Raw genomic sequence first — 25,043 nt, forward strand, 5'->3', positions numbered from 1 at the left:
GATCATCCTTTTTCCTTGATCAGGTATTGCGTCTCAAGGATAGGAAAAGCCGGGCTTGTGCCCGGCTTTTTCGCATTTCAGGGTTGGTTCAGCTTAGGTCTCGTCAGGCCGACCGTGCGCTCGATGAAGTCGGCAATGGTTGCCGTATCATCAAGATCGAAGACCGGCAGCGGGGTGTCAGGCACGGCGTGGTCGGCGGCGATGGCGATGATATTTAAATCATTGGGTGCGAGCGGCTCGGTCTTTGCCGCGTCCCGCCTTCGGGCCTCGATCTTTGGAATGGGCTCGTATTTGTAACCTTCGATCAAAACCAGATCGCACGGGGCGATGCGGGAGAGGATTTCCTCGAAAGACGGCTCCGGCCCGCCGCGCAGTTCGTGCATGATGGCAAAGCGGGTGCCTGAGACGATGGTAACTTCGTGCGCGCCAGCCTGCCTGTGCCGCCAGCTATCGGCACCGACCTTCTCGATATCGAAATCGTGATGCGCGTGCTTGATGGTGGAAACACGATAGCCGCGAGCGGTCAGCTCGGTCACGATGCGAACGGCAAGGCCGGTCTTGCCCGAGTTTTTCCATCCGGAAATGCCAAATACTTTCCGCGTCATTCAGACAGGCTCCTCAGAAATGTCTCGGCGGTTGCGAGTTCATCCGGCGTGTTGATGTTGTAGAATGGGTCGATGGAGACCGTTGCGCTTTCGACCGGGGGAAAGGCCACGCCAAGCGTGACATGCCGCGCCATGTAGCTGCGGATACGGCGATTGTTGTCATCCTCAAGCCATTGCTCAAGATCGTCAGCAATCGAGACCGGCCACAGCCCGAAGACCGGATGAACATGGCCGCTGGAGGCGGCGATGACGATGGCGTCGCTACCCGTGATGTGCTGTGTGAGTTGCGCCGAAAGATCCGCCGGAAAGAACGGACTATCGGCCGGCACAGTCAGGAAATGCGTGGCCTGCGGGGCATGGGCCGCAAAGTGGCGCATTCCTGCCAGAATGCCTGCCAGCGGCCCGGCGTGACCGGGCTTTGTATCCGGCACTAGGGGCAGGGCGAAAGCGTGGGCCCAGTTTTCCGGGGCGTTCAGCACAAGCTGTGACACCTGCGGTGTTACCCGATCAATCACATGGGACAGAAGAGGCCTTTCGCCGAGGTGGCTGAGCGCCTTGTTCGTGCCCATGCGGCGCGATAGTCCACCGGCAAGGATAAGGCCAGGCAGCGTATCTGTTTGGTTCATTTCATGCCTCGTATATGGCGATTCTCCTGCATGCCTGTATAGGCACTCGCTGCCAGCGCAAGAAGCGCGTTCACCGTCATGACTAGCAATAACGGCGTTGTGCCTGCTTCCTTTGAAAGCAGCGAAGACGCAAGGACGGCCAAAGCAGCGCCACCACCAATGGTCAAGGCACCGCCGAGGCCGGATGCCGAACCGGCCAGATGCGGTTGGACATTGACCATGCCAGCATTGGCGCTGGGCAATGTCACGCCATTGCCGAGGCCGATCAGGGCAAGCGGAAGAAAGAATTCGTAATGGCTGTTCAGCCCTAGATAGGACAGCGCTAGCGCAACGAAAATGCCGGCTGCGGCAATGGCGTTTCCTGCCAGCATCATGCGCGAGATACCGATGCGCTGCGCATAGCGCCCGGACAGGAAGTTGCCGAACATGTAACCGCCCGCCATGAAGAAGAACTGCATGCCCAGCACCGCGGGTGACAGGCCGTAAAGCACATTGCCAACGAAGGGCGCGCCACCCAGAAAGGAGAAGAACAGGCCGGACGAGAATGTAGACGTTAGCGCGTAGCCCCAGAAGCGGCTGGAGCGAAGCAATTGCGGCCAGGCGTTGAACTGAGCGGAAAAGCTGGCTGATTTCTGTGTGTTCGTTTCGCCAAGGTCGAAAAAGACCAGGGTGAAGATCGCCGCGCCGCAAAAGGCGAGCAATATGAAACTGGCGTGCCATGACGCGAATTCATTCAGAAAGCCGCCGATGGTGGGGCCGACCATGGGAACGACGGACATGCCCATGGTGACGTAACCAATCATCGACGCCGCCTGATCTGCCGGAACCATATCTCGCACCACGGCGCGCGCCAGTACGAAGCCTGATGCCACGACAGCTTGCAGCATGCGCCCGATCATAAAGACGGTGACATTGGGTGCAAACGCGCAGATGAGGGTTGCGATAACCATGACGGCAAGAGCAACAAGCATGACCGGGCGACGCCCGAAGAGATCCGATAGCGGGCCGATGACGAGTTGCAGAATAGCTGTGGTTGCCAGATAGCCCGAGACGGCAAACTGCATGACGGCGTAATCGGTCTCGAAATAAACGGCCATGGCGGCAAGCGACGGAAGGAAGATGTTCATGCTCAGCGCTGCAACGCCTGAGATCAGAACGAGCGTCGCAATATGCGGCGGCGTCGACCGCTTTAAAAAAACGACCGCACTCATGGTATTCTCGTGGATGTTTTCGCGAGCGGCGGCTGGCGGCGCCTGCTTTCGCGATAGAAAGTGTAAAGCCCTGAGGCAACGATGATGGCCGTGCCGCTAAGGATAAAGGCGTTCAACTCTTCTCCAAACACGAAAAAGCCTATGGAGAAGGCCCAGATCATGCTGGTGTAGCGGAACGGTGCCACGAAGGCGATTTCACCCCGGCGCATGGACAGAATGACAGCCTGATAGCCGATGACAACGAGAACGGCAGAGGCGAAGAGGTGCGACCAGATATAGCCGTCCATCGGCTGCCAGCCGCCGAAAGGCAGGACGAGGGCTGCGCCAAACAGCGTGTTGACGATGGCGGTGGTCATGGTGACTGTCATGGATGGCACATCGGTATACATGCGCCGCGTGAGCAGATCGCGCCCGGCGGTAACGAAGACAGCACCAACGACCAGCAAGGCTGCCGTGGTGAAGCCATCGGGGCCCGGCCGCAGAATGATGAGCACGCCCGCGAAGCCGACCAGAATGGCGCTCCAGCGCCGCCAGCCGACGGGTTCACGCAGGAAGATGGCGGCACCCAGTGTCACAGCCAGCGGGAGCGATTGCATGATGGCCGCCACATTGGCAAAGCCCATGACCGCCAGCGCGCTGAGGTAAAGAATGGATGCCGCAACCTCGCACAGGCAGCGAGCGACGATGATGGGCCGCAGCATCATTTTGATCGGTCGCAGCGCTCCCATCTGACGGGCAATGACATAGACCAACACGCAGGTGATGATGCCACGCACGAAAAGGATCTGGCCTGTGTTGATGTAGGGCGTGACGGATTTGGTGAAGGCGTCATTTATGGTGAAGCAAGCCATCGCGAGCGTCATGAGCAACGCGCCGCGCGTATTGTCCGTCAGTGCCATTTTATTCACATTCCCAGATACAACGGTGTCCGCGACGGTGCTAGGCACATCGTACGACTCCGCCCACTCCTCTTACATTGAATGCGTGGCATGCTGCCGAGGCGAATTCAATCGAATTATATTGGAAGACGGAATAAAGCTTCGCGTCAGACGGGTCTGGATTCCGAAAAGGCCATCAGCCGCCGGTCACACTCATGTGGCGGGCAACAGCGGGGCGCTTGTGGGTGCGGTCTATGATGAAATCATGTCCCTTCGGCTTGCGCAGAATGGCATCATCGATGGCCTGTGACAGAAGCGCATTGTCATCCGAAGCGCGCAGCGCCGTGCGGAGATCTGCGGCATCATCCTGGCCTAAGCACATATAGAGCGTTCCCGTGCAGGTGAGGCGGACACGATTGCAGCTTTCGCAGAAATTATGCGTCATTGGCGTGATGAAGCCAAGGCGGCCACCGGTTTCCTTGACGCGGACGTAGCGCGCGGGGCCGCCGGTCTGGTAGCCGATATCATCAAGTGTGAAACGCTCTTCCAGCGATGCGCGCACCTGCGACAGCGGCAGATATCGATCCGTGCGGTCTTCCTCGATTTCGCCCATCGGCATGGTTTCGATGACGGTCAGATCCATGCCGCGCTCATGGGCGAACTGCATGAGATCAGGAATTTCATGCTCGTTGAAATCCTTCAGCGCCACGGCGTTTAGCTTGATCTTGATACCGGCGGCGAGGGCCGCATCGATACCGCTCATGACCCTTGAGAAATCTCCCCAGCGGGTGATCTGCCGAAACTTTTCAGGATCGAGCGTATCCAGCGACACGTTGATGCGGCGAACACCGCAATCGAACAGTTCTGTAGCGTGAGTTGCCAGTTGCGACCCGTTGGTTGTGAGGGTCAATTCGTCCAGCGTACCGGCCTGCACATGGCGACCGAGGTCACGGACGAGATGCATGATGTTCTTGCGCACGAGTGGCTCGCCGCCTGTCAGCCTGATCTTGCGCACACCCTTGGAAATGAAGGCGGAACAGAGCCGGTTCAGCTCTTCCAGCGTCAAAAGATCCTTCTTGGGCAGGAAGGTCATGTGTTCGGACATGCAGTAGGTACAGCGAAAATCGCAGCGATCCGTAACCGACACACGCAGGTAGGTCACGGCGCGGCCGAAGGGATCGACCATCGGTGCCGTGCTTTCCGTGAGGGAATTCGCGTGGGGCAGCGAACCGAGAAAGCTGTTCAAACTGAAGTCTCCAGTGCATTCTTTGGGAGGCGGGCGAAGCTTGGGCCTTCATGTAGTGTCTTGCCCGCAGAGCGGCAAGGTCATAAGTGTGCAGTATATTATCATGTTGCGGAAATGAAAAATGAGTGATCCCTGGCCAACGGAACTGCGCGTCTCGAAAGACAAGCGACATCTTGTCGTGACATTCGACAACGGCGCCTCTCATGATCTGCCCGCCGAGATGCTGCGCGTGCTCTCGCCTTCAGCAGAGGTTCAGGGCCATGGGCCGGGGCAGAAGGTTACCGTTCCGGGCAAGCGCAATGTTGGCATCCGCGCCGTTGTCGCTACGGGTAACTATGCCGTGCGCATCGCATTTGATGACGGTCACGACAGCGGGATTTTCACATGGAGATATCTGCTGGAACTTGGGCAGACGGGTGACACACTGTTCTCTGAATATGAGCAGGAGCTGAAGGAAAAAGGCTTGAGCAGGGAGCCTAAACTCCGCTAGCAGACATATACGAATTCACGCAGGGACAGGGGTGACACTTGGCAGTCGAGGGAAATGCAAACGATCTGGCGCAAGTGGTCGTCCTGTTGGCGGCGGGGGTTATTGCGGCCCCTATTTTCAAACGAATAGGCCTCGGTTCGGTTCTAGGCTATCTCGCCGCCGGTCTTGTCATAGGTCCCTTCGGTTTCGGTGCCTTTTCCGATTCACAAGCCATCATCCATATAGCCGAACTTGGCGTGGTGATGTTTCTCTTCATCATCGGGCTGGAGATGCAGCCATCGCGGCTGTGGTCCATGCGCAAGGATATTTTCGGGCTCGGTGCCTTTCAGGTGCTGACCTGCATGGCGGGCCTGACGATGGTGGGCCTCGCGCTCGGCTTCTCGCTTGTGCCGTCCTTCGTTGCGGGCACAGGCTTCGTGCTGACATCGACTGCTATCGTCATGCAAATGCTGCAGGAGCGCAACAGCATGTCGACGCTGAAAGGCCAGCGCATCATCGCTATTCTTCTGTTTGAAGATCTGGCCATCGTGCCGCTTCTGGTCCTTGTCGCGTTTCTGGGTGCAGGTGGTGAAGCCGTGACGCTGACGGAGCGGATGACCTCCATCGGAATCGCACTTGCCGCCGTCGTGGCGCTTGTCGTCGCAGGCCGCTATCTGCTCAACCCGTTCTTCCGGCTTCTTGCGGCATCCGGCGCGCGGGAAGTGATGACGGCGGCGGCCTTGCTGGTGGTTTTGGGTTCAGCACTTTTGATGCAGGTCAGCGGCCTTTCCATGGCGATGGGCGCATTTCTGGCGGGTGTTCTCCTGTCTGAATCCTCCTTCCGGCATCAACTCGAAGCCGATATCGAACCCTTCCGCGGCATTCTTCTCGGCCTGTTTTTCCTTGGTGTGGGCATGGCCATCGATCTCACCGTCATTGCCGCCAACTGGCAACTGGTGGTGATGAGTGTCATCGCCTACATGCTCATCAAGGCGCTGTTGATTTACTGCGTGGCACGGATGCTGGGCACGTGCCAGCGCGAAAGCATAGAGCGGGCCGTGCTGATGGCTCAGGGCGGCGAATTCGCGTTCGTGCTTTATTCAGCAGCCGTCGCCGCTGGCATTCTTGATACTGAGGCCAATGCGGTGCTGACGGCGACCATCATCATTTCGATGATCCTGACACCGTTGATGGTGATTGCCCATGATCGCATCATGCCCAAGCATGTTCCCGATACCGGCGATCTGGATTTGCCGGAAAACGTTGAAGGCAGCATTCTGATGATCGGCTTTGGCCGGTTCGGCCAGATTGTCAGCCAGCCGCTTCTGGCGCGTGGATACACGCTGTCGCTCATCGATAAGGACGCAGACTTCGTGCGCGATGCAGCCGGTTTCGGCTTCAAGGTCTATTACGGCGATGGCTCACGGTCTGAAATTCTGCATGCGGCAGGGGCGGGGTCGGCGCGTGCGGTGCTGATCTGCGTGGATGACAAGGATGCTGCCGTCCGGATCGCCGAAATTGTGAAGCACGAATTTCCCTTGGTGCCGGTGTTGGCGCGCGCCTATGATCGAGGCCATGCGCTGGATCTGTTGAAGGCGGGTGTCGATTACCAGATTCGCGAGACCTATGAGTCAGCTCTGGATTTCAGTGGAAAGGTATTGACCGCCATTGGCGAGGAAGCCGATCTTGCCGAGCGGTTGGTGGAAGAATTCCGCGATGTCGACAGAGAGCGGTTCGCGCTCGAGGTCGTTGGCGGTATCTATGCCGGGCGCTCGCTGGTGCGCGGCAATTCTCAGCCAGCCGACCTCGTGGCTGCCCGCACGGCCCGCGAGCGTGCAGAACGAGAGGCCCGCGAAGAGGCGCAGGAGCAAGGCTGACGCGCTATGCGAGGCAGGGAGATGACGTCATGACAATCATCCGTTCCGTAGACGAACTGAGAGCTATTTATGGCGAGGTGAAGGAAACCTCCTACACCAAGGTCACCGAGGCGCTGACCCCGGGTTACAGGCGGATGATCGAGGCGTCCCCCTTCATGGCGCTGGCGACCGTGGGGCCAGAGGGATTGGACTGCTCACCGCGTGGTGACAAGGGCGGACTTGTTCGGGTTGTTGATGATAAGACGCTGATGTTACCCGATTGGCATGGTAACAAGCGTGTCGACTCGCTGACCAACATCGTGCGCGATCCGCGCGTCGCCCTTCTGTTTCTGGTTCCCGGTTCCAACACAACGATGCGTGTGAACGGAACGGCAGAGGTGTCAATCGACCCTGAATTGCTTCACAGCTTCGAAATGGATGGCAAGCACCCGCGAACGGTCGTTGTTTTCACCATTGATGAGGTCTATTTCCAGTGCGCGCGCGCATTGCTGCGTTCGGAACTGTGGAACCCGGATAATTTCGTCGATCCTGCATCTCTACCGACGCCCGGCGCGCTGGTGAAAGATGCAAAGGCGGATTTCGATCAGGAAACCTATGATCGTGAATGGCCAAAAATTGCCGAAAAAACCATGTGGTGACAAAGTGGGGAGAGACGCGGCAACGCGCCTTACGACTTGTAAATGAGCCAGCTTTTTCCAGCGTAGCTTTTTTGCATTCCGTCCTGAAAGAGCACCGTGCGATTACGTCCCGTTTCCTTGGCGTGGTAAAGTGCAATATCGGCATTTGCGTAAAGCTCGCCGGGATTTTTCGCTTGCGATGCCAGCGTGTAGCCTAGAGATATCGTGACCTGACCGTAGTCGATTCCTGTTTTCGAATGCCGGAACGGGGTTTTTTCAAGCGTCGTGCGAATCCGCTCGCACATCCCGTGGATTTCTTCCTGGCTGCTGCCTTCGAGAATGATGGCAAACTCCTCACCGCCACTACGGGCAACAAAGATATCCTTGCGCACGCAGGCGCGAATGACCGAGGCCACGCTTGCGAGGATCTTGTCTCCTACAGGATGACCGAACGTATCGTTGATACGCTTGAAATTATCGACATCCACCACCACAAGCCCCGAAAACTGCAGGCCGATAGAGCTGTCATACATGGAGGCCAGCTTTTCATCGAAAGCGCGACGGTTGGAAAGCCGCGTCAAGGAGTCGGTGTTGGCGATGCGCTTGTATTCATCAAGCTCAAGGCGAACCTGCTGCATTTCCTCGGCGTGACGATCAACATTTTTCGCAGTGGTCTCGTTTTCCGCCATCTTGTTTCCCGTCGCCTCGACAAGCATGGCGACGGCGGTGCGCAGAAGATGGGTACTTGCGTGGTTCTTGTCCGCAATCTCGGCGCGGGTCTCATCCAGAATGCGATTGTAGTTCTCAAGATTCGCCTGTTCGTGCTGGAGGACGCCCAGTACCCGGCTTAGCTCTAGTGCCAGCTTTGCTCGCGCCGATTCGAGAAGTTGGCTGTGGTTATGATCGAAATATCTCGAGCCGAGCTCGTCCAGCTCTTCTTGCGTCGCATTATTGCCAAGCGCGGCGAGATCTTTGGTCAAATCGGGGTTGGAGCCAATATAGGCTTCATAGAACAGCGTGTAATTCCGCGGAATGGGAACGATACCCATATTGCGCATCGCAAACAGAATCTGCGCGGAGATATCCAGTCCTCTGGACGTTGACGGCATCTTCATCAAGTCACTCCCGGCAATAGGCGCGTTTACATCCGCGATCATCATAAAGTTCTAATGGAAATCTTGATTGACGAAAATCGGTATTTATCGAAAATGCAGATATTCCAGTATGTCCCCGGCTTTGTAAGGCCTTGTTTTTAAATAATTAGATTCGCCTAACAAAATCTTTGGTAGCAACCCAATATCATTACGCCGACAAATTTATAGTGGTAATTTCTTATAGTCCTATAAATTTTCTTGGTGTTTTAAAATTCGTCAAGAAAATCAGAAAAAATGGAGGCGGATCATGAGAGCCGCCTCCATGGTTTTGGTTTATTTAGGGCCGATCATGTTCTCTGGACGAACATACTGATCGAACTCCTCATTGGTCAGATAGCCACCGCCGACAGCCTCTTCGCGAAGCGTCGTGCCGTTCTTGTGCGCGGTCTTGGCGATCTTGGCGCAGGCGTCATATCCCAGCTTTCCGTTGAGGGCTGTGACGAGCATCAGCGAGTTTTCGACGCCTTTTTTGATGTTGTCTTCACGCGCTTCAATGCCGACGACGCAATTGTCTGTGAAGGACACGGCCGCATCGCCCAAAAGTTGTACCGACTGCAGGAAGTTATAGGCCATCATCGGGTTGTAGACGTTGAGTTCGAAATGACCCTGGCTGCCTGCGAAGGTGATTGCCGCCTGGTTTCCGAAGATATGAGCGCAAACCTGGGTCAGCGCTTCTGACTGCGTCGGGTTGACCTTGCCCGGCATGATGGACGAGCCGGGCTCGTTTTCAGGCAGTGCCAGTTCACCAAGACCGGCGCGCGGGCCGGAACCGAGGAAGCGGATGTCGTTGGCGATCTTAAACAGCGCGGCCGCAGCGGCGTTGATCGCGCCGTGAGCAAAGACCATGGCGTCATGGGCTGCCAGTGCTTCGAACTTATTGGGGGCCGTAACAAAAGGAAGGCCGGTGATCTTGGCAATCTCTTCGGCAACCTGTTCCGCAAAGCCGACGGGCGCGTTGAGACCTGTACCGACAGCGGTGCCGCCCTGAGCCAGTTCATAAAGACCGGACAGAGTGAGTTCGATGCGCTTGATGGCGGAAGCGACCTGCGCTGCATAGCCGGAAAATTCCTGGCCGAGCGTCAGTGGTGTCGCATCCTGGGTGTGGGTGCGGCCGATCTTGATGATGTGGGCAAAGCCCTTGGCCTTTGCATCCAGTGCAGCATGCAGGTGCTTGAGGCTTGGCAGCAGGTGGTGCACCATCTGCTCGGCGCAGGCAATGTGCATGGCCGTTGGGTATGTGTCGTTGGACGACTGGCTCATATTGACGTGGTCATTGGGGTGAACAGGCTTCTTGGTGCCCATCTCGCCGCCGAGCATTTCAATCGCCCGGTTGGAAATGACTTCGTTGGCATTCATGTTGGACTGCGTGCCGGAACCCGTCTGCCAGACCACGAGCGGAAAGTGATCGTTGAGCTTGCCATCGATGACCTCCTGTGCGGCCTTGATGATGGTTTCGCCAACCTGCGCATCCAGCCCGGCCAGTGCCATGTTGGTGCGGGCGGCGGCCTGCTTGACGATGCCGAGCGCACGAACGACGGATGCGGGTTGCTTTTCCCAGCCGATCTTGAAGTTTCCAAGCGAACGCTGTGCCTGGGCGCCCCAGTAACGGTCGCTTGCAACATCGATCGGGCCAAATGTGTCGGTTTCAGTGCGTGTGGCTGTCATCAGTCCTGCCTCTCCTGTGTATCCCTCCGGCAAGCCAGCTTTTCGCTTAAGGCTTTGCGCGCGGGCCGACATATAAAGGGATAGCGCAATCATGGAAAGCCTGTCGCAGCAGCCGGACACCATATTTCGCCACGGATTTGAAGCCGCGCATGGCTTGGTTCCGAAAGTCCGGCAGCGTGGCATTTGGGTCACGTTACTGGAGGCACGTAAATGACGCTGAAAGTGCCCCTGCGTGACGAAAACTTGTTTGCTCAATGATAAGAAACTAAAGAGAAATTTAACTATTCTGGCCAAACGTGGAGCCCACGCCAGCACGATTTTTTTCGTGCTGGAAACCCATGTCTGATAAAGGATCGGCCTTCTTCCGTTTCTTCCCAAAAGAAGACCAATCAGCTAGACAGACACATACTTCTCATATGCGCATCGATGAATGATGGCGCGGGACGCGGCGAGGATTACATTGAAAATCACATCAGGAAAAATATCGGCAGCATGGATCTTGGCTCTCGGTCTTTCCGTTTCGGCTGGCGTGCCAGGCACAGCCAGTGCCGTCACTCTCATGGATCTCCTGCGTGGTGGACCGGGCAAGGTTGAGCGTGAGCGTGAGCGTCAGGATCGCGGTCTTCCGGGTGTGACTCAGCCAGGCATCGCTGCCACCCGTGATGTGGACCCCGAGCCGCTGCCACGCGTGGCTGGCCCGCGTTATTACACCTACAAGGCAGACAGCACGCGCGTCATCGACAGCTCAAAGTTTTCGTCTGGTCTTGCCGGTGTCAAGGTTTCCGCAACGTCTGACGTCGCCAAGGCTGTGGAAGCCTATTACAACGCCGGTGGCGCGCCTATCTGGGTGTCGAACGGCGATCTGAGCGAACGCGCAAGCGCCGTTCTCGCATTCTTTGAAACGGTTGGTGACAGCGGTCTCAACCCTGCCGATTACGCCGTTTCCGCGCCATCGCAGGATGTGACCGCCAGCATTTCGGCAGAGCCGCAGGCGCAGGTCCAGAACGTTTCCGTAGCCGCCGAGCAGAACATTCCACCTGCGATGATGCAGTTTGAACTGGCATTGTCCGTCAAGGTTCTGACCTATGTGCAGGATACGGCCCGTGGCCGCGTCGACCCGAACAAATTGTCGGGCTACCATGACTTCAAGCGCAAGACGGTCAATCTGGCGCCTGTGCTGAAGCTTGCCAGCATGAGCCCTGACGTCGGCGCCTATCTTCGCAGCCGCGAGCCATCCAATGTTGAGTATCAGTCCCTGAAGGCGGAGCTTGTTAAGCTGCGCAACGAGGACAAGGATAACACCAACAGAATCGTGGTGCCGAACGACCTCGTTCTGAAGCCGGGCGAAAACAACGCCGAGATGGCAATGGTCGTCAAGGCCATCGAGCACCGCTCATCCGCCAGCTTGAAGACTGAACATGCCATGACATTGGCCGGATACCAGCAGACGCCGGAATACACGCCTGATCTGGTTGATCTCGTAAAGTCGTTCCAAAGCGAAAAGGGCCTGAAAGCCGATGGCGTAATTGGCCGTGCCACCGTGCGTGCCATGATCGGCGACAGCAACGAAGCCAAGATTGCGAAGCTTGAAGTGGCAATGGAACAGGTTCGCTGGCTGCCAGCAGATCTGGGTGACCGCTTCGTGTTCATCAACCAGCCCGCATTCATGGCTTACTACCATAATGAAGGGAAGGAAGATTTCGGAATGAAGGTGGTCATCGGCTCCAAGGCCAACCAGACCTACTTCTTCCAGGATGAGATCCAGACCGTGGAATTCAACCCATATTGGGGTGTTCCACAGTCCATCATCGTCAATGAAATGCTGCCTAAACTACGCCGCGATCCATCCTATCTGGATCGTCAGGGTTATGAAGTTTCCGTCAATGGACGCGCCGTGTCTTCGTCGAGCGTTGACTGGTACGGTTCGACAAACGCGATTTCCGTTCGCCAGCCACCCAGCAGCGACAATGCGCTCGGCGATCTGAAAATCCTGTTTCCGAATGCGCATGCCATCTACATGCACGACACGCCAGCCAAGAGCTTCTTTAACCGCGACATGCGCGCACTCAGCCATGGTTGCATTCGTCTGGTCGATCCACGCCGCATGGCCGCTGCCGTTCTGGGCACGACCATCGACAATGTAGACAAGCAGATTGCCGCTGGCCAGAACCGCGCAGTGCAGGTGCCAGGCAAGATCCCTGTCTATGTCGCATACTTCACAGCATGGCCGGACAAAGACGGCCACGTGCAGTATTTCGACGATGTATATGACCGCGACAGCTCTGTCATGAAGGCCTTTGACGCGACGACCAAGACGCGCTCATCGTCTATTTGACGACCAGCGAGTAAAAACGGAAAGCGCCTTGACGGGCGCTTTTTTATTATCAAAAGGCAGGGGCCATGCGGGACATTCAGACGGTAATCGATTCCATTTGCAAGCACATGCAGACTCGTCTGGGTGAGGGCAAGGTTGCCGATTATATCCCGCAACTGGCCAAGGTTGACCCCAAACAGTTCGGCATTGCCGTGACCACGGTGGAAGGCGAAACCTATGTGGCGGGGGATGCCCGGGTTCCGTTTTCCATTCAGAGTATTTCCAAGGTCTTCATGCTGACGCTTGCGTTGGGCAAAGCCGGTGAAACTGTGTGGAAGAGGGTGGGGCGCGAACCATCCGGTTCGTCATTCAACTCCATCGTTCAGCTGGAGCGAGAGGCGGGCATTCCGCGAAACCCCTTCGTCAATGCTGGCGCCATCGTCATTACGGATATGGTTCTGGCGGGACATCAGCCGCGCGAGGCCATTGGCGAATTGCTGCGTTTCATTCAGTATCTGGCCAATGACGATACGATTTCCATCGACAACTCAGTCGCAAAGTCCGAACAGACGACGGGTTTTAGAAATCTTGCGCTGGCCAACTTCATGCGCAGTTTCGGCAATCTTCACCACCCGGTAGAACATACGTTGGGCGTCTATTTCCACCAATGCGCCATTTCCATGAATTGCGTTCAATTGGCGCGGGCAGGGCTGTTTCTGGCCAATCATGGCCGCAACCCGGTCACGGGCCACTCCGTGGTATCGGACAAGCGGGCGCGGCGCATCAACGCGCTGATGCTGACGTGTGGGCATTATGATGGCTCTGGTGACTTTGCCTATCATGTCGGCCTGCCGGGCAAGAGCGGCGTCGGCGGCGGCATTCTGGTGGTCGCACCCGGGAAGGCGTCCGTCGCCGTGTGGTCTCCGGGGCTGAACGAGGTTGGCAACTCCGCGCTGGGTTCGGCTGCGCTGGAAATGCTGGCCAACGAAATGGGCTGGTCCGTATTCGGGGCTTGATCTTCGCGGCATATGCGGGCATTGCCTGAGGCAAGGACGCTTCAAACGTTCAGGACCAAGCGAGATTGCCATGACCATTGCCGCAGAAATCGATGACATGCCAGAGGGCGTCGAGCCTGATGAGCAGGGTGGTGCTCATCCGCTGTTTGCGCATGTGCCGCAATCCGTCTCGTTCAACAAGCTGCGCAAGCGCCTGCTGCGCAATGTGCGCCAGGCCTTCGATGATTTCGATATGCTGAAGGGTCAGAAGCGCTGGCTGGTGGGCTTGTCAGGCGGCAAGGACAGCTATGGTCTGCTGGCGCTGCTGTTGGATCTGAAATGGCGTGGCCTGCTGCCGGTTGAGCTCATTGCCTGCAATCTCGATCAGGGCCAGCCCAACTTTCCAAAGCATATATTGCCGGAATATCTGACCAAGATCGGCATGCCGCACCGCATCGAGTATCGCGATACTTATTCCATCGTGAAGGAAAAAGTGCCTGCGGGCGGCACCTATTGCTCGCTCTGTTCGAGGCTGCGCCGCGGTAATCTCTACCGTATTGCGCGCGAAGAAGGTTGTGATGCACTGCTTCTTGGCCACCACCGCGAAGACATTCTCGAAACCTTTTTCATGAACCTCTTTCACGGTGGGCGGCTGGCCGCCATGCCGGCCAAGCTGATGAATGATGAAGGCAACCTGATGGTGCTGCGTCCGCTGGCCTATTGCGCAGAAGACGACATGGCGAAATTTGCCGCAGCCATGGAATTTCCAATCATTCCCTGTGACCTGTGTGGGTCGCAGGACGGCTTGCAGCGAAATGCGATGAAGGACATGCTGGCGGATATCGAGCGGCGCATGCCTGGCCGCAAAGATGTGATGTTGCGCGCGATGGCGCACGTCAATCCGTCCCATCTTCTTGACCCTAAGCTTTTTGATTTCGCGGGCCTTGCTGTCACGGAGCCGTCACGCTTGGAGCTTACGTGAGCACAGCATTTCATCCTTAAAAGAAGCCCTTCATGACCATTTCCGACTCCGATCTCGATTACCTCGTTTCCATTGTCGCCGATGCGGGTGTAACTGAAATCATGCCACGCTTTCGCAACCTCAGTGCCTCTGACGTTTCGGAAAAAACCTCGGTCATCGATCTCGTCACTGAAGCTGATCTTCTGGCGGAAAAACGCATTACCGCTGCTTTGCTTGAACGTTTTCCAACAGCCCATATTGTCGGTGAAGAGGCCTATGATGCCGACCGTTCGGTCGTGCCCGCATTGGTCGATGCTCCCTTGGCTTTCGTGATCGACCCCATTGACGGCACGTTCAATTACGCCTCTGGCCTGCCAGCCTTCGGAACATTGCTGGCTGTGACCATCAAGGGTGAGACGGTTGCCGGCATCATCCATGACCCTATAATGGGTGACACGATTGTTTCCGTGAAAGGTGCTGGGGCAAGGTTGATACGCAAGAACGGCGCTGAGGCGAAACTTGATGTAGCCAAGCCGGTCGATCTTTCACAGATGGTTGGCGTGTTTTCGTGGGGGCATAGCTTCGAGGAGCGCCGCCCGGTTATCGCTGCCAACATGACGAAGGCCAAGATGGCGCTTTCGCTGAATTGCTCGGCGCACGAATACTGGCTTGTTGCCAGCGGCAAGATAGACTTCATAGGCCATGAAAAGCTGATGCCCTGGGACCATTTGGCCGGTGTGCTGACCCACCAGGAAGCTGGCGGATATACTGCTAAATTCGATGGCACGCCCTATCGTCCCGGAGATCTGGCAGGCGGTATCCTGTCCGCCCCTGACAAGGAAAGCTGGAAGATGCTGCGGCGCGAAATCGTCGGCCTATGATTTGAGACCAGTTGTAACGCATGTCGCTGGCTCTAAATGCCTCACATTGACGCGACATGCCTTGAGGAAGGAACGACCCATGACCGTGGAACTCGACATCGCATCTCTTGCCAACGCCCTGCAAGAAGCGGCGGCAGTGGAAATTCTGCCAAGGTTTCGCAATCTGGGTGAAGGCGATGTGCGGATCAAGACTGAGGCCATCGACCTTGTGACGGAAGCTGATGAGGCTGCGGAACGCCTGATCCGGGCACGCGTTGCCGAGTTCATGCCGGATGCCCTGTTTGTGGGCGAGGAAGCAGTGGCCGCTGATCCATCCCTGTTGACGAAGCTTGGCGAGGCGGATCTGGCTGTGGTGGTCGATCCCATCGACGGCACATTCAACTTCGCTGCTGGCCTGCCGCTTTTTGGCGTCATGCTGAGTGTGATTTCCAAAGGCGAGACTGTTGCTGGCCTGATCTACGATCCGATGGGCAATGACTGGGTGATCGCCGAGAAGGGTTCCGGTGCGTGGTTGTGCAGCGCCGATGGCTCACAAACCCAGATGAGCGTCGTGCCACCGCCAGAGCTTTCGCAAATGGTGGGCATTGCCAATACCGGCTATTTCGAAGGCGACGTGCGCCGCCGCCTGCTGAACAATCTGGCCGATGTGCGCCTGTTCACGAGCTATCGCTGCGCAGCGCATGAGTACCGCATTTTCTGCGGCGGCCACATGCACTTCCTGATGTACAACAAGCTGATGCCCTGGGACCACCTTGCCGGCACCCTGATTTCGCAGGAATCTGGCGCTTACGCAGCACGTCTGGATGGTTCGCCTTACCTGCCACACCATGTCGATGGCGGGCTTTTGCTGACGGCGAACGAGGAAACCTGGGAACTGCTGCGCGAGAAGATTTTCACGGTCTGAGCCAAGGCTCTGCCGTACAAACGAAAAAGGCGCGGATGTTACCATCCGCGCCTTTTCTTTATTCCGCATGTTCAATGCGTGGGTTTGTTCTGCGGCTGGAACAGGACGCCCTTTTCGCCGAGCAGTACGAACAACAGCCCCACGACCGACACGATGAAGAAGCCAGCCACCATGGGCAATGCCGTGCCGTTATAGGCCTGGCCGATGACCGCACCGATCAGCGAGCCGCCAATCGTGCTCATGAAGCCGATGACCGATGAGGCCGTGCCAGCGACGTGGCCAAGCGGTTCCATGGCCAGCGAGTTGAAGTTGGACCCGATAAGGCCGAACTGGAACATGGCGAGCGCAAACATCACGATGAAAAGTACGAATGGCATGGGCTGTGGCCCGTACATCTGTGCCAAGAGCCACACGAAGGTGATGACGATGAAGCCGATCAACGATCCATGCGACAGCTTGCGCATGCCAAAACGGCCAACGAGCTTGGAGTTGAGGAACGAGGACAACGCCATGAAGAGTGCGACGCCCGCAAAGGCGGCGGCAAACCAAGGCCCCAGTCCATAAATGCCCTTGTAAACCTGCTCCGCCGAGTTGATGAAGCCGAAGAGCGCACCAAAAATGATCGTGCTGGCTATGGTATAGCAAAGCGCTATCCGGTTGGTCAGGACGATCTTGAAGCCCTGCAAGACAGAGGCGACGGTGAGCGGACGTACATCTTCGGCATGCAGGGTTTCTGGCAAGCGAAGATACATCCACAGGGTCACGATGGCGGCAATGCCAGCCATGAAGCCGAAGATCAGGTGCCAATCACCGAAGAACAGAACGATCTGTCCGGTCCCAGGCGCGATAACGGGCACGACCATGAACACCATCATGATCAGGGACATGACTTCCGCCATCTGCCGTCCGCCATAGATATCGCGAACGATGGAAATGGTAATGACGCGCGTTGCAGCCGAGCCGATGCCCTGAATGAAGCGCAGCACGAGAAGGCCGGCAAAGGACGGCACGAAAATAACGGCAATGGACGAGAGGATATAAATCGCCAAGCCGACCAGCATGGGCGTGCGGCGACCGAAACGGTCAGCGAGCGGCCCGTAAAAGAGCTGCGAAATACCAAAGCCTATCAGATAGGCCGAGATGACATATTGACGGTGATTTTCATTGTCGACGCCAAGCGAAGCGCCGATCTCCTGCAAGCCAGGCAACATGATGTCGATTGCCAGCGCATTGAGCGCCATCAACGCCGCTGCCAGCGCGATGAATTCCGTACGCCCCATGGATATGGTGCGCGCCGGATCTGATTGTGAAGGATTTGTCACAGAATTTGTCCCAATAGAACGGCAAAGGCGTTGCTTGGGGCAACGCCTAGACAGGTTTTTAAAAGTAGGGGGGCCGGTCTGGACCGGCCGGAATCATGCCGCGCCGCGGACGCTGATACCCTGTTCCTGAAGATGGTCCTGCAGTTCGCCGGACTGGAACATCTCTCTGATGATGTCACAACCGCCGAGAAACTCGCCCTTGATATAGAGCTGAGGGATGGTGGGCCAATTGGAGTAATCCTTGATACCCTGGCGCAGATCTGCATCGGCAAGCACGTTGACGCTCTTGTACTGCACGCCGAGGTAATCAAGAACCTGAACGACCTGACCGGAGAAACCACACTGTGGAAACTGTGGGGTACCCTTCATGAAAAGCACGATATCGTTGCTCTTCACTTCTCCGTCGATCATTTCGTGAATGCCGCTCATGGCCATATCCTTTCACATGCGGTTCAAGGCCGCTGCTTCGTTTGTTCTTAGATAACACGGGAGCGCACGATTTCCAGCCGTTAATGGCAAAAAATCAAATGTGCCAAAAACCGGCGTCGTCAGATATCGAGATTTTCCGCAAATGCCGAGCGATCCTGAATGAAACGGAAACGCGCCTCGGGCTTTGAACCCATGAGATTATCAACGGCTTCGCGGGTTCCCTCAAAGTCCACATCATCGATTTCCACCCGCAAAAGCGTGCGCTTGGACGGGTCCATGGTGGTTTCCTTCAACTGCGCCGGCATCATTTCGCCAAGGCCCTTGAAGCGACCGATCTCGACCTTCTTGCCCTTGAAAACGGTCTCCATCAGCTCGGCGCGGTGCGCGTCGTCGCGGGCATAGACAGTCTTGGCACCCTGACGGATGACGTAGAGCGGCGGAACGGCCAGATAGAGGTGGCTACCGCGAATGAGCTCAGGCATCTCCTGATAGAAGAAGGTGATGAGCAGCGAGCAGATATGCGCACCGTCCACGTCGGCATCTGTCATGATGACGATGCGTTCATAGCGCAGATCCTCATCACGATATTTTGTGCGTGTGCCACAGCCCAGCGCCTGAATGAGATCGGCAATCTGCTGGTTGGCAGACAGCTTCTCGCGGCTGGCATTGCCAACGTTGAGAATTTTTCCGCGAAGGGGCAGAATGGCCTGATTAGCGCGGTTGCGCGCCTGTTTGGCCGATCCCCCAGCCGAATCACCCTCGACGATGAACAGTTCGGCACCCTCGGCAGTGTTCTGCGAACAATCCGCGAGCTTGCCGGGCAGACGCAGCTTGCGAACGGCGGTCTTGCGGTTGACTTCCTTTTCCTTGCGGCGGCGCAAACGCTCTTCGCAACGCTCGATAACCCAGTCCAGAAGCTTTGCCGCTTCATTGGGATTGCCAGCCAGATAGTGGTCGAACGGATCGCGAAGCGCGTTTTCGACGATGCGCTGTGCTTCCACCGTTGCCAGCTTATCCTTGGTCTGGCCCACAAATTCGGGCTCACGAATGAAGACCGAGAGCATGCCGACAGCCGAAATCATCACATCATCAGTGGTGATTTCGCGGGCGCGCTTGTTCTGCGTCAACTCAGCGTAGTTCTTCAGGCCCTTGGTCAGCGCAATGCGCAGGCCAGCCTCGTGGGTGCCGCCTTCGGGCGTGGGGATTGTGTTGCAATAGGAATGCAGCTGGGCATCACCGCCGTACCAGGTAACAGCCCATTCCATGGCGCCGTGGCCACCGGTCTTTTCCGTTTTGCCAGCGAAGATTTCGCGGGTGACGGTGAAGTCCTTGCCAAGCGTAGCCGCCAGATAATCCTTCAACCCGCCGGGGAAGTGGAAAACCGCCTTTTCCGGAATGTCACCATCCGGTGGCACCATGCCGGGGTCGCAGCTCCAGCGAATTTCCACGCCGCCGAACAGATAGGCCTTGGAGCGCGCCATGCGGAAAATGCGCGCTGGTTCAAACTTCGCGTGGTCGCCAAAAATTTGCGGATCGGGGTGAAAGCGAACGCGCGTGCCACGGCGATTGTGCACATCACCCAGCTCTTCCAGGCCACCCATGGGAATGCCGCGAGAAAAACGCTGGCGATAAAGCTTGCGGTTTCTGGCGACTTCCACTTCGAGAAGGTCCGACAATGCATTGACCACAGATACGCCAACGCCGTGCAGACCGCCGGATGTTTCGTAAGCCTTGCCATCAAACTTGCCGCCCGCATGCAGCTTGGTCATGATGACTTCGAGCGTGGATTTGCCCGGAACCTGCGGATGATTTTCCACCGGAATACCGCGGCCATTATCGCTGACCGTCAGAAAGCCTTGCGCATCCAGATGCACTTCGATGAAATTGGCGTGGCCAGCAACAGCCTCGTCCATCGAGTTATCGATGACTTCGGCAAAAAGGTGATGCAGCGCTTTTTCGTCCGTGCCGCCAATATACATGCCCGGCCGCATGCGCACCGGCTCTAGACCTTCGAGAACGCGAATGGAGGACGCGCCATATTCCTGTTCGGAAGACGTAGTCACAGTGGCAGGCTTCGGCGTGCTCGCAACTGCCTTTACGGCAGGCGCAGGCTTGGCCACGGCCTCCTTAGGCTCCTGTGGCATGGCTACGGGTTGGCTTGAAAAAAGATCGTTGCTATCGTCCATTGTGCCCAGTTCAATCAGAATTTGGCCATGCGAGCAGGCTTATGATCTGCCACAGACGGCAACGCATACTTGCTGCTCAAGCACGGATGATCGGTTTTCGCGTATCCGAGGATTGCGCCGCGCACGCCCGGATGGCAAGTGTTGTGGCCGAATTGAATGGGTTCCTCAAGGCATGTCCACAGCTATTTTCACCTTTTGTACTCTTATTTGCCTGTCTGTTGCCATCGTGCCAGCCTCGGCGCAAAACGCCAACGGACCTCTGAAGCCGTTCAAGGATGAGCTGTTTTCAAGCCAGACGGTACTTGCCACCGGCGATGGTGGTGCGTCACAGGTCATCGATTATCAGGAAATGCGCGATATCAACGGCCGCGATGAGACGCCGGAACGCCGCGTCAAACGGCAATATGTTGATCTTTCTCCAAAGAGATTCCAGACGCTGGAAACGATTTCTGTGGAGGGCAGGGCGCTTGATGTTGGCCGCGTTGGCCCAGCCTCCGGCCAGGCATTTACCGTGATATTTATCCACGGCCGTGGCGGAGACCGGCGGTTGGGCATGAATGACTACAGCTTCGGCGGAAATTTCAACCGGCTGAAAAACCTCGCCATTGCCAATGGCGGCACCTATTATGCGCCGAGCGCCCGCAGCTTCGACCAGAATGGCGTTGATGACATGGCGGCATTGATTGCCGAGGCAAAGGCGAAGTCCGGCGGGCGACCGGTTATTCTCGCCTGCGCCTCCATGGGCAGCTTCCTGTGTTACGGCATCAGCCGCGATGCGCAGGCCGTGGCGAATTTGAAGGGCATGGCCATTCTGGGCGGCGCGGTTGATCCCGATTTTCCCAAGAGCGCTTTTGCCAAGGCGAAAAAGCCGGTGTGGTTCACCCATGGCAGTGCAGATACCACGTATTCGGCAGAGCAGCAGGCCGCCATGTTCCGCACGCTGCTGAAGGCCGGACAGCCCGTGCGTTTCACGCTTTACCAGACGGGAACACACGGCACGCCCGTGCGCATGACGGACTGGCGCGCTGTTCTGAACTTTCTGGTTGCGCACTAAGCAGAATTCTCGCCTTGCACTCTTAAATACGTGCAGGCTGCTGAGAATTTAACCAAGGTTGTGAACCAAAAACGTTCTTTTTTGTACCAAAACGTGGGCTGAGCCTTTAAGAGAAAGAGGAATAGGCCACGAACAGGCACTCGTCATAATCGAGCGCTTTTTTAGCTAGAAGGAATGGATCGCATATGACCCCTGATGTTCGCCCGCTCGTCGCTGGAAACTGGAAGATGAACGGAACACGCGATTCGCTCGATCAGATCAAGGCGATGGCAGAGGGTGTCAAAGGTCCGCTTTCCGAGAAGGTGGATGCGCTGATCTGCCCGCCTTCGACGCTGCTCTATGTGGCGACAGCGCTGTGCGATGACAGCCCCCTTCTCATCGGCGCGCAGGATTGCCACCAGAACCCTTCAGGGGCCCATACGGGCGATATTTCCGCTGAAATGATTGCCGATTGCTTCGGCACGCATGTCATCGTCGGCCATTCCGAACGCCGCACAGATCATGCCGAAACAGACCATCTGGTGCGGATCAAGGCGACGGCTGCCTATGCGGCTGATCTGGTTGCCATCATCTGCACTGGCGAGACAGCGGATGAGCGCAAGTCTGGCCAGACGCTTGATGTGCTCAAGCGCCAGCTTGCGGGCTCCGTGCCGGATGAAGCCGTAGCTGAAAACACCGTGATCGCCTATGAGCCCGTTTGGGCCATCGGCACCGGTCTCACGCCCACCACGCAGGATGTGCGTGAGGCGCATGCCTTCATGCGCGACGAGCTTGTGAAGCGTTTCGGCGCTGAAGGGCAGGGCATGCGGATTCTCTACGGCGGCTCTGTCAAGCCAAACAACGCGCTGGAGCTGATGGGCGTCGAAAATGTGGATGGCGCGCTGATTGGCGGCGCCAGCTTGAAAGCATCCGATTTCCTCTCCATCTATGCCGCGTATGAGCAATTGACGGCTTGATATCGTCTTTCGTCTCTCAGGGGGTTGGAATACGCTTTCGCCTCATGTAAAGAGCCGCAAACTTCTTCATTGTGCTCCAAACGGGGCATGGAATGGATTGTCATGCAGAACGTACTGATTGTTATTCATCTCATGATCGTGCTGGCGCTCGTCGGCGTGGTCCTGATCCAGCGGTCCGAGGGCGGTGGTCTTGGTATCGGCGGCGGCTCGGGCTTCATGTCCGCACGCGGCACCGCAAATGCCCTGACGCGCGCAACGGCCATCCTCGCGGCTTTGTTCTTCGCAACATCGCTCGGCCTTGGCCTTCTCACACGCTACGAATCGCGTCCCACAGATATTCTGGATCGTATTCCGGCCACGCAAGGCCAGGGTAACGGCATTCTGGATACGCTTGGGCCTTCGTCGTCCACGCCTGCAGCACCTGCACAGAACGGCGTCCCATCGTCCACGAATGGTGCCGCTGCACCGGCAACGCCCGCTGCACCGGCAACGCCCGCTGCTCCGGCACCGGCCACGCCCGCTCCGGCAAATCCAAACGCAGTTCCAACCGGTCAGTAAACCCGGTTGATGCATAACGCTCCGGCAGGCCAAAAGCCTGCCGGTTTTCTTTTGTTCATATTCCGGCCAGGCTTTGCCCTTCATCAACAGGTGAATGCGGGCTTTCAGAAATTTGGGCTGGCGGAATCACTCTTTTAAAGGTAAGCGGTAAATCCCATGGCGCGATATGTATTCATCACAGGCGGCGTGGTCTCCTCACTTGGTAAGGGCATTGCGGCCGCAGCACTCGGAGCGTTGTTGCAATCCCGTGGTTACCGGGTGCGGCTTCGCAAACTTGACCCCTATCTCAATGTCGATCCCGGTACCATGAGCCCCACCCAGCACGGTGAGGTGTTCGTGACCGATGACGGCGCGGAGACGGACCTCGATCTCGGTCACTACGAACGCTTCACGGGGCGCTCGGCTACCAAGACCGATAACATCACCACGGGTCGGATCTACAAGAACATCATCGACAAGGAACGGCGCGGCGATTATCTCGGCGCGACGGTGCAGGTCATTCCGCACGTGACCAACGAGATCAAGAATTTCGTGACGGAAGGTAACGAGGAATACGATTTCGTCATCTGCGAAATCGGCGGCACGGTGGGCGATATCGAAGCCATGCCGTTCATGGAAGCGATCCGTCAGGCCAAGAACGACCTGCCACGCGGCACGGCCATCTTTGTGCATCTGACGCTGATGCCTTACATTCCGGCAGCCGGCGAGTTGAAGACGAAGCCTACTCAGCACTCCGTCAAGGAATTACAGGCGCTTGGCATTCACCCGGATATCTTGCTGGTACGTGCTGACCGGGAGATTCCCGAAGCTGAACGCCGCAAGCTTTCGCTGTTCTGCAACGTGCGTCCTTCCGCCGTTATTCAGGCGCTGGATGTTGCCAATATTTATGACGTTCCGATTGCCTACCACAAGGAAGGCCTCGACAACGAGGTTCTGGCTGCATTCGGCATCGAGCCTGCGCCCAAGCCACGCCTTGAGCAGTGGGAAGAGGTCTGCAACCGCATTCACACGCCGGAAGGCGAGGTAACGATTGCCATCGTCGGCAAATATACTGGCCTGAAGGATGCGTATAAGTCTCTGATTGAGGCGCTGCACCATGGTGGCTTTGCCAACCGCGTGAAGGTCAAGCTGGAATGGATCGAGTCGGAGGTCTTCGAAAAGGAAGATCCTGCACCCTATCTGGAAAAGGTCGACGCCATTCTCGTGCCCGGTGGGTTCGGTGAACGCGGCTCTGAAGGCAAGATCCGCGCAGCACAGTTTGCCCGCGAGCGTCAGGTTCCTTATTTCGGCATTTGCTTCGGCATGCAGATGGCGGTCGTGGAAGCGGCGCGCAATCTCGCTGGCATCGCGAACGCATCGTCTACCGAATTCGGCACCACGCAGGAACCAGTCGTTGGCCTGATGACTGAATGGGTGAAGGGTAACGAGCTTGAAAAGCGCAATGCGGCTGGCGATCTCGGCGGTACGATGCGTCTCGGCGCTTACAAGGCTAAGCTCAAGAAAGATACGCGGATTGCCGATATCTACGGCTCCACGGATATTTCCGAACGCCACCGCCACCGCTATGAAGTGAACGTTGATTACAAGGACCGCCTCGAAAACTGCGGCCTCGTCTTCTCCGGCATGTCTCCGGATGGCGTTCTGCCTGAAACGGTGGAATACCCGGATCATCCATGGTTCATCGGCGTGCAGTACCACCCCGAGCTCAAAAGCCGCCCATTGGACCCGCACCCTCTTTTCGCCAGCTTCATTGAAGCGGCCTTGGAGCGCAGCCGGTTGGTTTGAGGCATCCGTGTGCTGAGATCAAAATGCAGAAGGCCGCAGCGATGCGGCCTTTTTTTGTTGAGTTCATTCACGGCATATCTGCCGTTGAGCGCTAGGCCTGACCAATAGCGATGACTGGCCTGATGGCGCCGAAAAGGGCTTTCGCGAATATCCCATAAATTTTAAGAGTATTTAAATGGTCGCTGTTTAGTCGTTAACCAGACAGGTTCACCGAGCCGCGATGATTGCGAGCGATGGTTGTCATCAATCATCAAAATGCCGATTTCTCCGTAGTAGCGCTGGCTTAGACCAGTGAGCGCGTTCTTGCGTGCTGCTACGCGTTTGGCGATCAATAGGGCTCTCAGAAAATA

At 57.0% G+C, this 25,043-nt stretch carries 22 protein-coding genes; 12 read left to right on the plus strand and 10 right to left on the minus strand.

The window, feature by feature from the left end:
- Positions 1-77 precede the first annotated feature (77 nt).
- The 5 genes from mobB to moaA all read right to left on the minus strand — a co-directional run bounded on the left by mobB (position 78) and on the right by moaA (position 4,506).
- Positions 78-605, minus strand: coding sequence for a molybdopterin-guanine dinucleotide biosynthesis protein B (gene mobB, locus ACQZ51_RS09940; protein ID WP_448776841.1), 528 nt, complete (start codon positions 603-605; stop codon positions 78-80).
- Positions 602-1,231, minus strand: a complete 630-nt coding sequence (gene mobA / locus ACQZ51_RS09945) for a molybdenum cofactor guanylyltransferase MobA (protein ID WP_448776843.1) — start codon at positions 1,229-1,231, stop codon at positions 602-604. The genes mobB and mobA overlap by 4 nt, the downstream gene beginning before the upstream one ends.
- Positions 1,228-2,442, minus strand: coding sequence for a multidrug effflux MFS transporter (locus ACQZ51_RS09950; RefSeq protein WP_448776845.1), 1,215 nt, complete (start codon positions 2,440-2,442; stop codon positions 1,228-1,230). The genes mobA and ACQZ51_RS09950 overlap by 4 nt, the downstream gene beginning before the upstream one ends.
- On the minus strand, positions 2,439-3,341 hold the full coding sequence (locus ACQZ51_RS09955; RefSeq protein ID WP_448776846.1) for a DMT family transporter: 903 nt from the start codon (positions 3,339-3,341) through the stop codon (positions 2,439-2,441). Before ACQZ51_RS09955 ends, ACQZ51_RS09950 begins: the two co-directional genes overlap by 4 nt.
- A 175-nt stretch (positions 3,342-3,516) precedes the next feature.
- A complete protein-coding gene (gene moaA / locus ACQZ51_RS09960) occupies positions 3,517-4,506 on the minus strand; it encodes a GTP 3',8-cyclase MoaA (RefSeq protein ID WP_448777563.1) in 990 nt (329 codons plus the stop codon).
- A 181-nt stretch (positions 4,507-4,687) separates the two neighbouring features.
- Here moaA and ACQZ51_RS09965 point away from each other — a divergent pair, with 181 nt between their 5' ends.
- From ACQZ51_RS09965 to ACQZ51_RS09975, 3 genes are read left to right on the plus strand one after another with little or no spacing between them, the layout of a single operon-like run.
- The gene (locus ACQZ51_RS09965; RefSeq protein ID WP_042619363.1) at positions 4,688-5,056 is read left to right on the plus strand and encodes a gamma-butyrobetaine hydroxylase family protein; all 369 of its coding nucleotides are present in this window, start codon (positions 4,688-4,690) and stop codon (positions 5,054-5,056) included.
- Positions 5,057-5,094: 38 nt separating this feature from the next.
- Positions 5,095-6,912 carry a monovalent cation:proton antiporter-2 (CPA2) family protein gene (locus ACQZ51_RS09970; RefSeq protein WP_448776848.1) on the plus strand — a complete coding sequence of 606 codons (1,818 nt, stop codon included), beginning with the start codon at positions 5,095-5,097 and terminating at the stop codon, positions 6,910-6,912.
- A gap of 29 nt (positions 6,913-6,941) precedes the next feature.
- Positions 6,942-7,550 carry a pyridoxamine 5'-phosphate oxidase family protein gene (locus ACQZ51_RS09975; RefSeq protein WP_448776850.1) on the plus strand — a complete coding sequence of 203 codons (609 nt, stop codon included), beginning with the start codon at positions 6,942-6,944 and terminating at the stop codon, positions 7,548-7,550.
- Between the two features lie 29 nt (positions 7,551-7,579).
- On the opposite strand, the gene ACQZ51_RS09980 is transcribed toward ACQZ51_RS09975, so the two are convergent.
- A complete protein-coding gene (locus tag ACQZ51_RS09980; protein ID WP_448776852.1) occupies positions 7,580-8,644 on the minus strand; it encodes a GGDEF domain-containing protein in 1,065 nt (354 codons plus the stop codon).
- Between the two features lie 312 nt (positions 8,645-8,956).
- Positions 8,957-10,348 (minus strand): class II fumarate hydratase, encoded by a 1,392-nt coding sequence (gene fumC / locus ACQZ51_RS09985; RefSeq protein ID WP_448776854.1) that lies wholly within the window; start codon positions 10,346-10,348, stop codon positions 8,957-8,959.
- 433 nt (positions 10,349-10,781) lie between these two features.
- On the opposite strand from fumC, the gene ACQZ51_RS09990 reads away from it, so the two are divergent.
- The 5 genes from ACQZ51_RS09990 to ACQZ51_RS10010 all read left to right on the plus strand — a co-directional run bounded on the left by ACQZ51_RS09990 (position 10,782) and on the right by ACQZ51_RS10010 (position 16,403).
- Positions 10,782-12,683 carry a L,D-transpeptidase family protein gene (locus tag ACQZ51_RS09990; protein WP_458575369.1) on the plus strand — a complete coding sequence of 634 codons (1,902 nt, stop codon included), beginning with the start codon at positions 10,782-10,784 and terminating at the stop codon, positions 12,681-12,683.
- A gap of 65 nt (positions 12,684-12,748) precedes the next feature.
- Entirely contained in the window at positions 12,749-13,678 is a 930-nt protein-coding gene (locus ACQZ51_RS09995) for a glutaminase (protein ID WP_448776856.1), read from the plus strand.
- 70 nt (positions 13,679-13,748) lie between these two features.
- A complete protein-coding gene (gene ttcA / locus ACQZ51_RS10000; protein ID WP_448776858.1) occupies positions 13,749-14,639 on the plus strand; it encodes a tRNA 2-thiocytidine(32) synthetase TtcA in 891 nt (296 codons plus the stop codon).
- A 32-nt stretch (positions 14,640-14,671) separates the two neighbouring features.
- Positions 14,672-15,499 carry an inositol monophosphatase family protein gene (locus ACQZ51_RS10005; RefSeq protein WP_448776860.1) on the plus strand — a complete coding sequence of 276 codons (828 nt, stop codon included), beginning with the start codon at positions 14,672-14,674 and terminating at the stop codon, positions 15,497-15,499.
- A gap of 79 nt (positions 15,500-15,578) precedes the next feature.
- Positions 15,579-16,403: an inositol monophosphatase family protein gene (locus ACQZ51_RS10010; RefSeq protein ID WP_448776861.1), complete on the plus strand. Its 825-nt coding sequence runs from the start codon at positions 15,579-15,581 to the stop codon at positions 16,401-16,403.
- A 71-nt stretch (positions 16,404-16,474) separates the two neighbouring features.
- On the opposite strand, the gene ACQZ51_RS10015 is transcribed toward ACQZ51_RS10010, so the two are convergent.
- The 3 genes from ACQZ51_RS10015 to parE all read right to left on the minus strand — a co-directional run bounded on the left by ACQZ51_RS10015 (position 16,475) and on the right by parE (position 20,340).
- Entirely contained in the window at positions 16,475-17,683 is a 1,209-nt protein-coding gene (locus tag ACQZ51_RS10015; RefSeq protein WP_448777566.1) for a multidrug effflux MFS transporter, read from the minus strand.
- 135 nt (positions 17,684-17,818) lie between these two features.
- Positions 17,819-18,154, minus strand: coding sequence for a Grx4 family monothiol glutaredoxin (gene grxD / locus ACQZ51_RS10020; protein ID WP_042619730.1), 336 nt, complete (start codon positions 18,152-18,154; stop codon positions 17,819-17,821).
- 119 nt (positions 18,155-18,273) lie between these two features.
- On the minus strand, positions 18,274-20,340 hold the full coding sequence (gene parE, locus ACQZ51_RS10025; RefSeq protein WP_448776863.1) for a DNA topoisomerase IV subunit B: 2,067 nt from the start codon (positions 20,338-20,340) through the stop codon (positions 18,274-18,276).
- A gap of 172 nt (positions 20,341-20,512) precedes the next feature.
- Here parE and ACQZ51_RS10030 point away from each other — a divergent pair, with 172 nt between their 5' ends.
- The 4 genes from ACQZ51_RS10030 (at position 20,513) to ACQZ51_RS10045 (ending at position 24,693) form a co-directional block, all read left to right on the plus strand.
- Entirely contained in the window at positions 20,513-21,394 is an 882-nt protein-coding gene (locus ACQZ51_RS10030; protein WP_448776865.1) for an alpha/beta fold hydrolase, read from the plus strand.
- A gap of 185 nt (positions 21,395-21,579) precedes the next feature.
- Positions 21,580-22,350 (plus strand): triose-phosphate isomerase, encoded by a 771-nt coding sequence (gene tpiA, locus ACQZ51_RS10035; protein WP_448776867.1) that lies wholly within the window; start codon positions 21,580-21,582, stop codon positions 22,348-22,350.
- Between the two features lie 102 nt (positions 22,351-22,452).
- A complete protein-coding gene (secG, locus tag ACQZ51_RS10040; protein WP_448776868.1) occupies positions 22,453-22,908 on the plus strand; it encodes a preprotein translocase subunit SecG in 456 nt (151 codons plus the stop codon).
- 156 nt (positions 22,909-23,064) lie between these two features.
- Positions 23,065-24,693, plus strand: a complete 1,629-nt coding sequence (locus ACQZ51_RS10045; protein WP_448776870.1) for a CTP synthase — start codon at positions 23,065-23,067, stop codon at positions 24,691-24,693.
- The last annotated feature ends 350 nt before the right edge of the window (positions 24,694-25,043 follow it).

The sequence above is a fragment of the Agrobacterium sp. CG674 genome (genome assembly GCF_053521645.1).

What these genes read in the sequence shown, in the direction of transcription:
- mobB (WP_448776841.1), bottom strand. Translation starts at nt 605, where the DNA reads ATGACGCGGAAAGTATTTGGCATTTCCGGATGGAAAAACTCGGGCAAG.
- mobA (WP_448776843.1), bottom strand. Translation starts at nt 1,231, where the DNA reads ATGAACCAAACAGATACGCTGCCTGGCCTTATCCTTGCCGGTGGACTA.
- ACQZ51_RS09950 (WP_448776845.1), bottom strand. Translation starts at nt 2,442, where the DNA reads ATGAGTGCGGTCGTTTTTTTAAAGCGGTCGACGCCGCCGCATATTGCG.
- ACQZ51_RS09955 (WP_448776846.1), bottom strand. Translation starts at nt 3,341, where the DNA reads ATGGCACTGACGGACAATACGCGCGGCGCGTTGCTCATGACGCTCGCG.
- moaA (WP_448777563.1), bottom strand. Translation starts at nt 4,506, where the DNA reads ATGGTCGATCCCTTCGGCCGCGCCGTGACCTACCTGCGTGTGTCGGTT.
- ACQZ51_RS09965 (WP_042619363.1), top strand. Translation starts at nt 4,688, where the DNA reads ATGAGTGATCCCTGGCCAACGGAACTGCGCGTCTCGAAAGACAAGCGA.
- ACQZ51_RS09975 (WP_448776850.1), top strand. Translation starts at nt 6,942, where the DNA reads ATGACAATCATCCGTTCCGTAGACGAACTGAGAGCTATTTATGGCGAG.
- ACQZ51_RS09980 (WP_448776852.1), bottom strand. Translation starts at nt 8,644, where the DNA reads ATGAAGATGCCGTCAACGTCCAGAGGACTGGATATCTCCGCGCAGATT.
- fumC (WP_448776854.1), bottom strand. Translation starts at nt 10,348, where the DNA reads ATGACAGCCACACGCACTGAAACCGACACATTTGGCCCGATCGATGTT.
- ACQZ51_RS09990 (WP_458575369.1), top strand. Translation starts at nt 10,782, where the DNA reads ATGGCGCGGGACGCGGCGAGGATTACATTGAAAATCACATCAGGAAAA.
- ACQZ51_RS09995 (WP_448776856.1), top strand. Translation starts at nt 12,749, where the DNA reads ATGCGGGACATTCAGACGGTAATCGATTCCATTTGCAAGCACATGCAG.
- ttcA (WP_448776858.1), top strand. Translation starts at nt 13,749, where the DNA reads ATGACCATTGCCGCAGAAATCGATGACATGCCAGAGGGCGTCGAGCCT.
- ACQZ51_RS10005 (WP_448776860.1), top strand. Translation starts at nt 14,672, where the DNA reads ATGACCATTTCCGACTCCGATCTCGATTACCTCGTTTCCATTGTCGCC.
- ACQZ51_RS10010 (WP_448776861.1), top strand. Translation starts at nt 15,579, where the DNA reads ATGACCGTGGAACTCGACATCGCATCTCTTGCCAACGCCCTGCAAGAA.
- ACQZ51_RS10015 (WP_448777566.1), bottom strand. Translation starts at nt 17,683, where the DNA reads ATGGGGCGTACGGAATTCATCGCGCTGGCAGCGGCGTTGATGGCGCTC.
- grxD (WP_042619730.1), bottom strand. Translation starts at nt 18,154, where the DNA reads ATGAGCGGCATTCACGAAATGATCGACGGAGAAGTGAAGAGCAACGAT.
- parE (WP_448776863.1), bottom strand. Translation starts at nt 20,340, where the DNA reads ATGGACGATAGCAACGATCTTTTTTCAAGCCAACCCGTAGCCATGCCA.
- ACQZ51_RS10030 (WP_448776865.1), top strand. Translation starts at nt 20,513, where the DNA reads ATGTCCACAGCTATTTTCACCTTTTGTACTCTTATTTGCCTGTCTGTT.
- tpiA (WP_448776867.1), top strand. Translation starts at nt 21,580, where the DNA reads ATGACCCCTGATGTTCGCCCGCTCGTCGCTGGAAACTGGAAGATGAAC.
- secG (WP_448776868.1), top strand. Translation starts at nt 22,453, where the DNA reads ATGCAGAACGTACTGATTGTTATTCATCTCATGATCGTGCTGGCGCTC.
- ACQZ51_RS10045 (WP_448776870.1), top strand. Translation starts at nt 23,065, where the DNA reads ATGGCGCGATATGTATTCATCACAGGCGGCGTGGTCTCCTCACTTGGT.